At 48.7% G+C, this 13,382-nt stretch carries 13 protein-coding genes and 1 riboswitch; all 13 genes read left to right on the forward strand.

What is annotated here, in order from left to right:
* The first annotated feature begins 96 nt into the window (after nucleotides 1–96).
* Nucleotides 97–1,122: a methionine ABC transporter ATP-binding protein gene (locus GIW82_RS12140; RefSeq protein ID WP_154750203.1), complete on the forward strand. Its 1,026-nt coding sequence runs from the start codon at nucleotides 97–99 to the stop codon at nucleotides 1,120–1,122.
* On the forward strand, nucleotides 1,115–1,783 hold the full coding sequence (locus GIW82_RS12145) for a methionine ABC transporter permease (RefSeq protein ID WP_154750204.1): 669 nt from the start codon (nucleotides 1,115–1,117) through the stop codon (nucleotides 1,781–1,783). Before GIW82_RS12140 ends, GIW82_RS12145 begins: the two co-directional genes overlap by 8 nt.
* A gap of 42 nt (nucleotides 1,784–1,825) precedes the next feature.
* Nucleotides 1,826–2,671 (forward strand): MetQ/NlpA family ABC transporter substrate-binding protein, encoded by an 846-nt coding sequence (locus GIW82_RS12150; RefSeq protein WP_154750205.1) that lies wholly within the window; start codon nucleotides 1,826–1,828, stop codon nucleotides 2,669–2,671.
* Between the two features lie 211 nt (nucleotides 2,672–2,882).
* On the forward strand, nucleotides 2,883–4,079 hold the full coding sequence (locus tag GIW82_RS12155; protein ID WP_154750206.1) for a dicarboxylate/amino acid:cation symporter: 1,197 nt from the start codon (nucleotides 2,883–2,885) through the stop codon (nucleotides 4,077–4,079).
* A 127-nt stretch (nucleotides 4,080–4,206) separates the two neighbouring features.
* Nucleotides 4,207–4,380 (forward strand): YuzK family famiily protein, encoded by a 174-nt coding sequence (locus GIW82_RS14760; RefSeq protein WP_195914042.1) that lies wholly within the window; start codon nucleotides 4,207–4,209, stop codon nucleotides 4,378–4,380.
* A 322-nt stretch (nucleotides 4,381–4,702) separates the two neighbouring features.
* Nucleotides 4,703–5,479: a Fe-S cluster assembly ATPase SufC gene (sufC, locus tag GIW82_RS12160; protein ID WP_154750207.1), complete on the forward strand. Its 777-nt coding sequence runs from the start codon at nucleotides 4,703–4,705 to the stop codon at nucleotides 5,477–5,479.
* Nucleotides 5,480–5,497: 18 nt separating this feature from the next.
* Nucleotides 5,498–6,802 carry a Fe-S cluster assembly protein SufD gene (sufD, locus tag GIW82_RS12165; protein ID WP_154750208.1) on the forward strand — a complete coding sequence of 435 codons (1,305 nt, stop codon included), beginning with the start codon at nucleotides 5,498–5,500 and terminating at the stop codon, nucleotides 6,800–6,802.
* Entirely contained in the window at nucleotides 6,802–8,031 is a 1,230-nt protein-coding gene (locus tag GIW82_RS12170; protein ID WP_154750209.1) for a cysteine desulfurase, read from the forward strand. Before sufD ends, GIW82_RS12170 begins: the two co-directional genes overlap by 1 nt.
* On the forward strand, nucleotides 8,021–8,461 hold the full coding sequence (gene sufU / locus GIW82_RS12175) for a Fe-S cluster assembly sulfur transfer protein SufU (protein ID WP_154750210.1): 441 nt from the start codon (nucleotides 8,021–8,023) through the stop codon (nucleotides 8,459–8,461). Before GIW82_RS12170 ends, sufU begins: the two co-directional genes overlap by 11 nt.
* Nucleotides 8,462–8,483: 22 nt before the next feature.
* Nucleotides 8,484–9,881, forward strand: a complete 1,398-nt coding sequence (gene sufB, locus GIW82_RS12180; RefSeq protein WP_154750211.1) for a Fe-S cluster assembly protein SufB — start codon at nucleotides 8,484–8,486, stop codon at nucleotides 9,879–9,881.
* Between the two features lie 175 nt (nucleotides 9,882–10,056).
* Nucleotides 10,057–10,914, forward strand: a complete 858-nt coding sequence (locus tag GIW82_RS12185) for a DUF72 domain-containing protein (protein WP_154750212.1) — start codon at nucleotides 10,057–10,059, stop codon at nucleotides 10,912–10,914.
* Nucleotides 10,911–11,738 carry a sulfite exporter TauE/SafE family protein gene (locus tag GIW82_RS12190; RefSeq protein WP_154750213.1) on the forward strand — a complete coding sequence of 276 codons (828 nt, stop codon included), beginning with the start codon at nucleotides 10,911–10,913 and terminating at the stop codon, nucleotides 11,736–11,738. The genes GIW82_RS12185 and GIW82_RS12190 overlap by 4 nt, the downstream gene beginning before the upstream one ends.
* Before the next feature lie 12 nt (nucleotides 11,739–11,750).
* Entirely contained in the window at nucleotides 11,751–13,106 is a 1,356-nt protein-coding gene (locus GIW82_RS12195; protein WP_154750214.1) for a bifunctional metallophosphatase/5'-nucleotidase, read from the forward strand.
* Nucleotides 13,107–13,167: 61 nt separating this feature from the next.
* Nucleotides 13,168–13,347, forward strand: a riboswitch (Lysine riboswitch).
* Nucleotides 13,348–13,382: the final 35 nt, after the last annotated feature.

Here is a 13,382-nt window from a genome sequence, read left to right on the forward strand (position 1 = left end):
GTTTGCGTTTTTTTATGCGGCCCTTTCTGCTTGTCTATGCGCAGAAGGGGCCTTTTTCAATTTCCAAAACAGAAAGTAAAGAGCAGGTGAAGATACATGATTCAATTAGCAAAATTAACGAAGAACTTCGATGTCGGGAAAAACGCTTTGACGGCTGTCGATACGGTGGACCTGACCATCGAACAAGGGGAGATTTTCGGCATTATCGGTTACAGTGGTGCAGGAAAGAGTACGTTGATCCGTCTGTTGAACGGACTCGAGAAACCGACTTCCGGCAGTGTCTCCATCAACGGCCAGGAAATCACGCGCATCAAAGGGTCCGAACTGCGGAGAGCGCGCCAGAAGATCAGCATGATTTTTCAGCATTTCAATCTGCTTTGGTCGCGTACGGTCCAGGAGAACATCGAGTTCCCTCTTGAAATCGCCGGTGTCCCGAAGCGTGAACGTGCAAAACGTGCAGCGGAACTGATCGAACTCGTCGGCTTGTCCGGCCGTGAGCAAGCATACCCTGCCCAACTGTCAGGTGGACAAAAGCAGCGTGTCGGCATTGCGCGAGCACTTGCAAACGAACCGGAAGTGCTGCTTTGTGACGAAGCCACTTCCGCACTGGATCCACAGACGACGGATGCCATCCTGGATTTACTGGTGGACATCAACAAACGCCTCGGTTTGACGATCGTCTTGATCACACACGAGATGCACGTCATCCGCAAAATCTGTCACCGCGTCGCTGTGATGGAAGGCGGCCGTGTCGTAGAACTCGGAGACGTACTGGACGTATTCCAAGCGCCGAAAGAAGGAATCACGAAACGGTTCGTCGCACAGATCACCGAGAATGCAGATTCGGGGGAGACGATCAAAAACTTGCTGGAACTTTATCCGACAGGCCGTCTCGTCAAACTGGTCTTTGTCGGAGAACGGACGGAGCAGCCAATCTTAACGCAGCTGATCCGCACGCACCCGGTGGAAGTGAACATCGTCCAAGGCGATATCGCGCATACACAACGAGGCGCTTACGGGACGTTGATCCTGCAGTTGAAAGGATCAGAACAAGAGATTGCTGCGGCACTCGCTTTCTTGAACGAACAAGAAGTACAAGCGGAGGTGCTGACAGATGTTTGAGTCATGGTTCCCGAATGTCGACTGGGATAAAATGTGGGAAGCGACGTATGAAACACTTTATATGACCGCATTGTCGACGGTATTCACATTCGTTTTCGGCTTGTTGCTCGGGTTATTGTTATTCCTGACGGCACCGAGACAATTATGGGCGAACAAACTCGTCAACTGGCTGACCGGAGCATTCGTCAATATTTTCCGTTCCATTCCGTTCATCATCTTGATCATCTTGCTGATCCCGTTCACACTTTGGCTGATCGGCACGATCCGCGGACCGAACGCCGCATTGCCAGCACTGATCATCGGTTCGGCACCGTTCTATGCACGCATGGTGTTGATCGCATTGAGCGAAATCGACAAAGGCGTCATCGAAGCAGCCCGTTCTATGGGGGCAACGACGTGGATCATCATCTGGAAGGTATTGCTTCCGGAGTCGAAGCCGGCACTCATCTCCGGCATTACGGTGACAGCGATCGCCCTCGTAGGCTACACGGCGATGGCCGGCATCATCGGAGCAGGCGGACTTGGCACATTGGCGTTCCTGGATGGATTCCAGAGAAGCCGGGAAGACGTGACGTTGATGGCGACGATCTTGATTTTGGTCATCGTCTTCATCATTCAATTTATCGGAGACCGTTTAACCGCGCGCGCGGACAAACGCTGAATAGAGCATTCATACTTACTAATCCAAAGGGGAGTCATGAACATGAAGAAACTTTTTGTAGGTACACTATTCGCAGCACTGGCACTAACAGCTTGCGGCACGGATGATACAGCAGATACAACAAAAGAGAACGGGGGAAGCGGCACGGAAGAAGCGGTTACGCTGACAGTTGGCGCTTCGAACGTTCCACACGCAGAAATTCTTGAGCAGGCACAGCCACTTTTGGAGGAACAGGGTATTGATTTGAAGATTGATACGTATCAGGATTATATTTTCCCGAATGAAGATCTCGATGCCGGCCGGATTGATGCAAACTACTTCCAGCACATTCCTTATCTGGAATCACAAATGGCTGATCATGGCTATGATTTTGTTAACGCTGGCGGCATCCACATCGAACCGATCGGCGTTTACTCGAAAGAATATGCTTCACTTGATGAATTGCCGGACGGCGCAGTCATTTTGATGAGCAACTCGATTCCGGATCATGGCCGCATCCTGTCTATGCTTGAAGTGGAAGGCTTGATCACGCTTGAAGAGGGCATCGACAAGACAATTGCTGAAATCAGCAATATTGTAGACAATCCGAAAAACCTTGAGTTCGATACAGAGTACGAAGCAGCACTTCTTGTGCAAATGTTCGAAGCAGGTGAAGGAGATGCTGTGTTGATCAACTCGAACTATGCGATCGATGCAGGCATCAGCCCGCTTGAAGATTCGATTGCACTGGAAGATTCCGATTCCCCGTACGTGAACGTCATCGCAGTCCAAGCAGGTGAAGAGGACAGCGAAGCGATCCAGAAATTGGTGGAGGTTCTGCGTTCTGAAGAAATCCAGCAGTTCATCTTGGATGAGTGGGGCGGCGCAGTCGTACCAGTCGAAGAATAATATCTCAGAAAATCATGATGGGTTTGTCCCGGAAGCTGAAATCGGCTTTCAGGGCAGACTCTTTTTTCATTTGCCGGAAATCGTTCAAGCACTTCCGGCAGATCTGGAATAATAAAAATATTCCGCGTATTCGAATACAGCTAGTACGGGATTCTTCTTCATGATATTGTATACTACAATAATACAACTGTTCTTTCAGGGAGGAATAAACATGAAGTTCAAATTCGGTCTTTTGCCAAAAATCATTGTTGCAATTGCACTTGGCGTCATCATCGGTTCTGTTTCACCGGAATGGCTTGTCCGCGTGTTCGCGACATTCACCTCCATTTTCGGGAATTTCCTGAACTTTGTCGTGCCGTTCATCATTTTAGGATTCATCGCACCAGGGATTGCCAAGCTCGGAAAAGGTTCAGGGAAGCTGCTTGGCCTGTCCACTGGGGTCGCTTATACATCGACGGTTGTTGCGGGAATCATCGCATATTTCGTCGCAGTCATGATTTTGCCGGGTGTCATGGAAGGACGTAGCCTACAAGGGTTCGACGATCCTTCTGGAGCGCTCGCGAAAACATTCATCGACTTGGAAATGGCGCCGGTCTTCGGCGTCATGTCTGCGCTGATTCTTGCATTCCTTCTTGGGATCGGGATGGCTGCTGTGGAAAGTAAGACGATGGTGTCGTTCTTCGACGAATTCCAGTCGATCATCGAGAAGACGATTTCCGTCGTCATCATCCCGCTTTTGCCATTCCATATCTTCGGGATTTTCGCGAACATGGCATACGGCGGGGCGGTTGCTGAAATCTTGTCACTCTTTGCGATCGTCTTCGTTTTGATCATCATCATGCACTGGGGCATGCTACTGCTCCAGTACACGACTGCAGGCGCGTTGCAAAAGCGCAACCCGTTCGCCATGCTGAAGACGATGCTGCCGGCATACTTTACAGCGCTCGGAACGCAGTCTTCCGCAGCGACGATTCCGGTAACGCTGCGCCAGGCGCGTAAAACAGGATCAGATGAAAAAGTGACCGACTTCACGGTGCCGCTTTTTGCAACGATCCACTTGTCAGGCAGTACGATTACACTCGTCACTTGTGCAATCGGCGTTCTCCTCTTGACAGGGCAAAGCATTTCCTTCGGTCAGCTGTTCCCGTTCATTTTGATGCTCGGCATCACAATGGTCGCAGCACCTGGTGTTCCAGGAGGAGCGGTCATGGCCGCCATCGGTTTATTGAAAGTGATGCTCGGGTTTGACGAGACGATGGTTGCACTGATGATCGCGTTGTACATGGCGCAGGACAGCTTCGGGACTGCAGCGAACGTGACCGGAGACGGTGCACTTGCCAACATCGTCTCGAAATTCGCAGGCAGCAAGAAAGTAAGCGAATCGGCAGCTGCTGAATTGACAAACTAATGATAAATGAAATTTCCTGAAAAAAGTTTTATTTTTATGTTTAACACGCCGGGTAACGGGTAGACATAGTAGTGAATAAAATTTTTAAAAAACGGGGAAGGAATGATTCATTATCGAATCTCAAAGTATGGAGCGCACTGAAAAGATGGAACAGGCATTTCGGGACAAACACGGATATGGTATTGAAGAATACCAAAATGATCCGCAAAAAATCGTAGAAGTGGAAAAGCGCCGAGAGAGAGATTACCTTCAGGGGCAGATGGTATCAGCAATGATCGATCGACAAGCCCACCGTGAATGATCAACTGAACATTGAATAAAAAACTTTCGAGCCAGCCGGAGAATGGAGCAAATCCTTTTCCGGCTGGCTTTTCTCATGCCTGCATACTGGAAACCATGATATACATTCTCAATTAGTTGGAAACGACTGAAAAAATGATTTTTTTATCTGAATTAAGGGGATTCCCTAGCGTGAACGAGCAAATTCAATGATTTTAAACCTTTTCGACAGCAGAAATTATAAGGGTCCAATGATTTGCCAGTTGTCGGGTTATCGGTTAAGATTAGAATGATACTAATTAAGGATGGTTCGCCATCCCAATTAACTTTATGGAGGTATTTACATGTCAACTCTTGTAATCAAGGATTTGCACGTTGAGATCGAAGGCAAAGAGATTCTAAAAGGTGTAAATTTAACAATTAACACAAATGAAGTTCATGCCATCATGGGCCCGAACGGTACAGGGAAATCTACTTTGGCTTCAGCGGTCATGGGGCATCCGAAATATGAAGTAACACAAGGTTCAATCATGCTTGACGGGGAAGATGTATTGGAAATGGAAGTCGACGAGCGCGCTCGTGCTGGCCTATTCCTTGCAATGCAATACCCAAGTGAGATCTCTGGCGTAACGAACGCCGACTTCATGCGTTCTTCTATTAACGCTCGCCGCGAAGAAGGCGAAGAAATTTCATTGATGAAATTCATTCGTGAACTCGACAGCAAAATGGAAGTTCTCGATATGGATCAAGAAATGGCACAGCGTTACTTGAACGAAGGATTCTCAGGCGGAGAGAAGAAACGTAACGAAATTCTTCAAATGATGATGATCAAACCGAAAATCGCTGTATTGGATGAGATCGACTCCGGTCTTGATATCGATGCACTTAAAGTTGTTTCTGAAGGAATCAACCAGATGCGCGGCGAAGAATTCGGCTGCCTGATCATCACTCACTACCAACGTCTGTTGAACTATATCACTCCTGACCATGTTCACGTTATGATGCAAGGTCGCGTCGTAAAATCCGGTGGCAAAGAGCTTGCACAGAAATTGGAAGCTGAAGGGTACGACTGGATCAAAGCGGAACTTGGCATCGAAGACGAAACAGTAGGTCAAGCATAATTGAAGGGAGAGACTGGCATGACGGTTGAAACAAACTTAAAAATGACCGAGCAAGAGCTGCGCTCCTTTTCAGAAAGAAACGGTGAACCGGCATGGTTTACTGAGCTGCGCCTTCGCTCGTTTGCAGAAGCGGAAAAACTAGCGCTTCCAAAACCAGATAAAACAAAGATCGTGAACTGGAACTTTACGGATTATCCAGTTCATTCAGTCGAAAGCACGAAGTTCGATTCGATTGAGCAATTGGATGAAAACCTTCGTTCTATTGTAGATCTTGAACAGAAGAACCTTTACATCCAACACAACAACACAGCAGCGTTTTCACGTGTATCACCTGAGCTTGCAGGACAGGGCGTTATCTTGACGGATATTTTCACAGCACTCCGCGAACACGGAGAGCTTGTGCAAAAGTACTTCATGACAAACGGCGTGAAAACGGATGAGCACAAATTGACAGCTTTGAACGCTGCGTTGATGAACGGTGGAGCATTCCTTTATGTTCCGAAAAACGTAGTAGTTGAAGAGCCTGTACAAGTTGTCTTCTTCCACGACGACGAGCAAGTGTCATTGTTCAACCACGTCATCGTAGTCGCAGACACGAGCAGCCAAGTGACTTACGTCGAGAACTACTACTCGACAGTTGAAGAAGCAAAAGGCCAAGCGAACATCGTTTCTGAAGTATTCGCGGAAGACAATGCACAGATCACTTACGGTGCTGTAGATGTACTCGCGAAAGGTTTCACAACATATGTGAACCGCCGCGGAGTTGCTGGCCGTGACGCGCGCATTGAATGGGCGCTCGGTATGATGAACGACAGCGACACAATTTCTGAGAACGTAACTCACCTTGTGGGCGACAACTCAGTCGGCGACACGAAAATGGTTGTAGTCGGCCGAGGGTCACAGAAACAAAACTTCACGACGAAAGTCGTTCATTGGGGCAAAGACTCTGATGGTCAGATCTTGAAGCATGGCGTTATGAAAGATGCAGCATCTTCCATCTTCAACGGAATCGGCAAAATCGAGCACGGTGCGACGCGTTCCAACGCAGAGCAGGAATCACGGGTCTTAATGTTGAGCCCGGAAGCACGCGGTGACGCAAATCCGATTCTTTTAATTGACGAAGATGATGTAACTGCAGGCCACGCAGCATCGGTCGGCCGTGTAGATCCATTGCAGCTTTACTACTTGATGAGCCGCGGGATTACTAAACAGGAAGCTGAACGTCTTGTGATTCACGGCTTCTTGGCACCTGTTGTACGGGTATTGCCAATTGAAGGCGTCAAAAAGCAATTGACGGAGGTTATCGAAAGGAAAGTCCGCTGATGATCAACAAAGAGATTAAAAAGCATTTTCCGATCCTGAACCAGGAAATTAACGGCCATCCACTCGTCTATCTCGACAGTGCAGCGACTTCCCAGAAGCCGGTGCAAGTGATTGAGGCGATGAAGGCATATTACGAACTGGACAACTCCAACGTTCACCGTGGTGTGCATACACTCGGGAACCGTGCGACTGAGAAGTACGAAGGTGCACGCGAGAAAGTCCGCAACTTCATCAATGCGCGTTCCACGGAAGAGGTTATTTTCCTCCGCGGGACGACGACTGCGATCAACCTTGTTGCGCAAAGCTATGGCCGTGCGAACGTGGAAGAGGGCGATGAAATCGTCATCACGTATATGGAGCACCATTCCAATATCATTCCATGGCAACAGTTGGCGAAAGAGCGCGGAGCTGTTCTGAAATACATCGAACTTGAAGAGGATGGAACCATTTCCCTTGAGCAAGTTCGAGCAGCGATTACGGAGCGGACGAAAATCGTTTCGATGGTTTACGTCTCGAACGTTCTCGGTACGATGAACCCAGTCAAGGAAGTCGCTGAGATTGCACACCAACACGGCGCGGTTATGGTCGTTGATGGTGCGCAAGCAGCGCCACACTTGAAGATCGATGTACAAGAACTGAACTGTGACTTCTTCGCATTTTCCGGCCACAAGATGGTCGGACCGACTGGTATCGGCGTGTTGTACGGCAAGAAGGAATTGCTGAATGCAATGGAACCGGTTGAATTTGGAGGAGAGATGATCGACTTCGTTGGCTTATATGATTCAACGTGGAAGGAACTGCCTTGGAAATTCGAAGGTGGAACACCGATCATCGCTGGCGCTGTCGGTCTTGGTGCAGCAATCGATTTCCTCACGGAGGTCGGGCTGAACAATATCGAGCGACATGAGCACGAGATGGCTGCATATGCCATGGATAGAATGAGCACGATTGAAGGGCTGAACATTTACGGTCCAGCCGATCCTGAACAGCGTGCGGGAATTGTCACGTTCAACCTTGACGGTGTACACCCGCATGACCTTGCGACAGTGCTGGACATGCATGGTGTAGCGGTTCGCGCCGGTCACCATTGTGCACAGCCGCTGATGAAATGGCTGGATGTTACAGCGACAGCCCGTGCAAGCTTCTATCTTTATAATTCGGAAGCGGATGTCGATCGTCTTGTAGACGGTCTGCGCATCGCAAAGGAGTATTTCAAAGATGTCTTCTAATAACTTGGATCAATTGTATCGTCAAGTGATCATGGATCATTACAAAACTCCGAGAAACAAAGGAACACTGGAAGAAAATCATATTACGATCGACATGAATAACCCAACGTGCGGCGACCGCATTCACTTGACGTTGAAAGTCGAAGACGGCAAAGTGGCGGACGCTAAGTTCGATGGGGAAGGATGTTCAATCTCTATGGCCTCGGCTTCGATGATGACGCAGGCGGTCAAAGGGAAAGACGTCGATACGGCACTGCAACTGTCCAACATCTTTTCCGACATGATGCTCGGCAAAGATTACGACGATTCGATCGACCTAGGGGATATCGAAGCATTGCAAGGCGTCTCTCAATTCCCAGCCCGCATCAAATGTGCAACACTCGCTTGGAAAGCGATGGAGCGTGGCGTACAAAGTGGAGAAGAATCGTAACTAATAGAATGGAGGAACGACGATGGCGAAGAAAATGCCAGAAATCGGCGATTATAAATATGGTTTCCACGACAAAGACGTATCTGTCTTCAGATCGAAGCGTGGATTGACAGAAGATATCGTAAGAGAGATCTCTTCAATCAAGGAAGAACCTGAATGGATGCTCGACTCGCGCCTGAAAGCATTGAAGATGTTCTACTCAATGCCTATGCCACTATGGGGCGGCGATCTGAGCGCACTTGATTTCGATGAAATCACGTATTATGTAAAACCTTCGGAAATGAGCCAAACTTCATGGGATGAAGTACCGGACGAAATCAAACAGACGTTTGACAAGCTTGGAATTCCTGAAGCAGAGCAAAAATATTTGGCTGGTGTATCCGCTCAATATGAGTCGGAAGTCGTTTACCACAATATGAAACAGGAACTTACGGACATGGGCATCGTCTTCAAAGATACAGATGCAGCGCTCGCAGAGAACGAGGACCTGTTCCGTGAATATTGGCAGACAGTCATTCCGGCTGCTGACAACAAATTTGCAGCACTCAACACAGCAGTATGGTCAGGCGGATCGTTCATCTACGTGCCAAAAGGCGTGACAGTGGAAGCTCCGCTGCAAGCATACTTCCGTATCAACTCAGAAAATATGGGGCAGTTCGAACGTACACTCATCATCGTGGATGAAGGCGCAAGCGTTCACTACGTGGAAGGTTGTACAGCTCCGGTCTACACAACGAACTCACTTCACTCAGCGGTTGTTGAGATCATCGTCAAAAAAGACGCATATTGCCGTTACACAACGATCCAAAACTGGGCGAACAACGTCTATAACCTTGTAACGAAACGCGCATTCGTGGATGCGAACGGTACGATGGAATGGGTCGATGGCAACATTGGTTCGAAATTGACAATGAAATACCCTGCAGTTTATCTGCGCGGCGAAGGCGCACGTGGCATGACTCTGTCAATCGCTATCGCAGGTAAGGGCCAACACCAGGATGCAGGCGCGAAAATGATCCACCTTGCACCGAACACTTCTTCTTCGATCGTTTCGAAATCGATTTCGAAACAAGGCGGGAAAGTTTCTTACCGTGGAATCGTCCGTTTCGGACGCAAGGCGGACGGCGCACGTTCGAACATCGAGTGTGATACGCTCATCATGGACAACCAATCGACATCTGATACGATCCCTTACAATGAAATCCTGAACGACAACGTTTCATTGGAGCACGAAGCGAAAGTTTCGAAGGTATCGGAAGAGCAATTGTTCTACTTGATGAGCCGTGGTGTTTCTGAACAAGAAGCGACTGAAATGATCGTCATGGGCTTCATCGAGCCGTTCACGAAAGAATTGCCGATGGAATATGCGGTCGAAATGAACCGTCTTATCAAGTTCGAGATGGAAGGATCGATCGGTTAATTACCGGTTCCACTTCCCGAATCGATGAAATGAATAAGGGAATCTGCGATGACTCATTAGGAGCCGTTGCAGGTTCTCTTTTTCGTTCCGAAAAGTTAGTCGGAGGTACGTTCGGTGGTCCATTATGCTATGATAATGAAATAATAATGAGTTCAATGAAGCGGGGGCCTGGACAATGATTTATGTCGGATTGACAGGATGGGGCGACCATCCAGATGTGTATCAGCCGAATTCTAAAAATAAATTGGAAGACTATAGCGCACATTTTCCGATCGTGGAGCTTGATTCAGCGTTTTACGCTGTCCAGCCGGAGCGCAATATCCGAAAATGGATTACAGAGACGCCTGAGTCGTTCCAGTTCGTCGTGAAAGCATATCAGGGCATGACAGGGCATCAGCGTGGCAAGATGCCGTTTGAGAGCCGTGAGGAGATGTTCGAAGCATACATCAAATCAATCCGTCCACTGAAGGAAGCAGGAAAGCTCGCGATGGTGCTGCTGCAGTTCCCACCTTGGTTTGATTGTGTCAAAGAAAATGTCGACATCATCCGGGACATCACGGGCAGATTGCGCGAGTTCGACCTCGCGATCGAGTTCCGCCACCAATCGTGGTACAGGGACGGCATGGCTGAGAAGACAGTTGAATTCCTGCGTGAAAACGGTTTGATTCACTCCGTTTGTGATGAACCACAGGCGGGCGATGGCTCGATTCCGCTCGTCCCGCTGTCGAGCCGTGCCGATAAAGTGCTGTTCCGTTTGCACGGACGTAACGTCCACGGTTGGTTAGCTCCGGCAAAAGGTGATCAATGGCGCGAAGTACGATATTTATACGATTACAATGAGAAAGAATTGAAAGAAATCAGTGCAGCTGTAGGGGAACTGAAGAAAAAGACGGACAATGTGTACGTCATCTTCAACAACAACTCCGGCGGACACGCGGCGGCGAATGCGAAAGCATTTCAGAAGCAGAACGGTCTGACTTATACAGACCTCGCGCCGAAGCAGCTTGATTTATTCGATGGTGACTTAGAATGATCTATCTCATAATGGCGCTGATCGGCGTCGCTGCAGGGACACTGGGAGCGCTCATCGGGCTCGGGGGAGGCGTCATTCTCGTGCCGGCACTCCTGTTCCTTGGAAGCACATTCGAATTCTTCCCGGACCTCGGTCCGCAGAAAATTGTCGGCTTGTCTGTCGTGATGATGATCTTCATCGGACTTTCATCGACGTTATCGTATGTGAAAGTGAAGACGGTCGATTACCGGAGCGGTTTTGTGTTTTTCGCCGGAAGTGCACCGGGGACGATTGTCGGCGCATTCGTGAACAAGAACTTGGATTTGCCATCATTCAATCTCTATTTCGGTATTCTCCTCGTATTTTTGGCAATTCTGCTACTTGTCCGCGATAAACTGAAAAAAGTGCAGTGGTTCGTGAAAAATGGCCGGACTTCTACATTCACGGACAACCAAGGCGTGACCCATGTGTTCGGCTATCCGCTTTGGTTCGCACTCCTGTTGACGTTCTTTGTCGGTTTCGCATCCGGCCTGTTCGGAATCGGTGGAGGCTCGATCATCGTTCCGGCGATGATTCTATTATTCCTATTCCCGCCACACGTCGCGGTCGGTACGTCGATGTTCATGGTCTTCCTGACGTCGATTGTCAATTCGATCACACATATTTCTCTCGGTAACGTGCCATGGGTCTATGCTTTCGCAATCGTCCCAGGTGCTTATATCGGTGCAAAGCTCGGTGCACGTTTGAACAAGCAGTTGAATTCGGATACGCTCGTCATCATTTTGCGCCTGGCGCTGCTTATTTTCGGTTTGCGTTCGATTTATCAAGGACTTTTTGGAACTTAAGAGGTGATGCAGATGAGGGAAACGATACACATCTATCATACGAACGATTTGCATAGTCATTTCACATCTTGGCCTGCTATCCATGCATTTCTGGAAGAGCGACGGAAATTCCATGAAGCGCAAGGGGATTTTTGTCTTGTGCTCGATATCGGTGATCATGCGGATCGGTCGCACCCATTCACGGAAGGCACGTCCGGAAAAGGCAATGTGGAATTGCTGAGTGAAGCAGGCTATGATGCCGTGACAATCGGCAATAATGAAGGAATCACATTCGCAAAAGCGGATCTCGACCAGTTATACGCTGACGCACAGTTCACGGTCGTCCTAGCCAATCTCTTCGATGCATTCGGGGAACGGCCGGACTGGGCAAAGCCTTATCATATTATCGAAACGAACGCTGGAAAACGGATCGGTCTCATCGGGGCAACAGCAGAGTTCACACCGTTCTACGAGCGTCTTGGCTGGCAAGTAACGGACGGGAAGAAGGCGATCCAGCAAGCAGTCCAGCATTTGAAAGGCCAAGTCGATTTCCTAATCTGCCTGTCGCATCTCGGTGTCAAATCCGATGAAGCGCTGGCGGAGCTGTGTCCGGATCTGGATATTATACTCGGTGCACATACGCATCACGTATTTCGAAAAGGCAAATGGATCGGCAATACGCTGCTTGGTGCAGCGGGGAAATTCGGTCAGTATATTGGCCATATCCAAATCGAACCGACACTTTTCGATATGAAGGCAGAACTAATTGAAACGGATAACCTTCCGGGAGACGGCAAAGTGTACGATGAACAATTGATGGAAGAGAGCCGTGAGCAATTGTCCGAGCCGGTATTCTGGAACCGGCACGTGCTGGAGGCCGATTGGTTCAACGAATCCGAGCTCGCCGGTTTGTTCGGTGCAGCGCTATCGGAGTTTGCAGAATCGGATTGTGCTTTGTTCAATGCCGGGCTTTTCATGAAGGATCTGCCAAGTGGAGAATTGACCCATTACGATTTCCACCAATTGTTGCCGCATCCGATCAATCCGTGCCTCATTTTCCTGACCGGTGAAGAGCTGGAGGGCGTCTACCACGAGTCTCTTAACGAAGAATGGGAGAAGCTTGAACTGAAAGGAATGGGGTTCCGCGGAAAAGTGTTCGGAAAAATGATCCGTGTGAATTTTGGGATGCAGGGAGATGTACTTCATGTTGCTGGTGAACCGGTCGACAGAAAACGGGTTTACCGGCTGATGACACTCGATATGTATACATTTGGCTATTTTTTCCCGGTCATGAAACAAGCGGAAAAGACCTATTTTATGCCGGAATTTCTGCGAGATGTTTTCAAGGAATATTTCCGAAGGGAAGCGCTCGAATATACTGAAAAGTAAGACATATGTGAACCCCTTGATTTCGGGCCGGATAGTTGATATGCTATGGAAGAATTTTATAAAGATGGGTAGAGGCCGCGAGACGGATCAGTACATTGCAGGAGCACGACAGCGAGGAATGCAATGGAAAGGTCGAATCGCCGAAGTCTGTTTTCTGTGTCAACAGGAACGGGCTGGGGGTATTCTGAAGAAGGATGCCACTGTCATTTGTGCGAGACACAAATGGAGAGCTACACAATAGTTTGATTAACCAAACGAATTGTAAAAAGCCGGCTT

Origin of the sequence: Planomicrobium sp. YIM 101495, assembly GCF_009707665.1 — a bacterium.
Lineage (GTDB): Bacteria > Bacillota > Bacilli > Bacillales_A > Planococcaceae > Planococcus.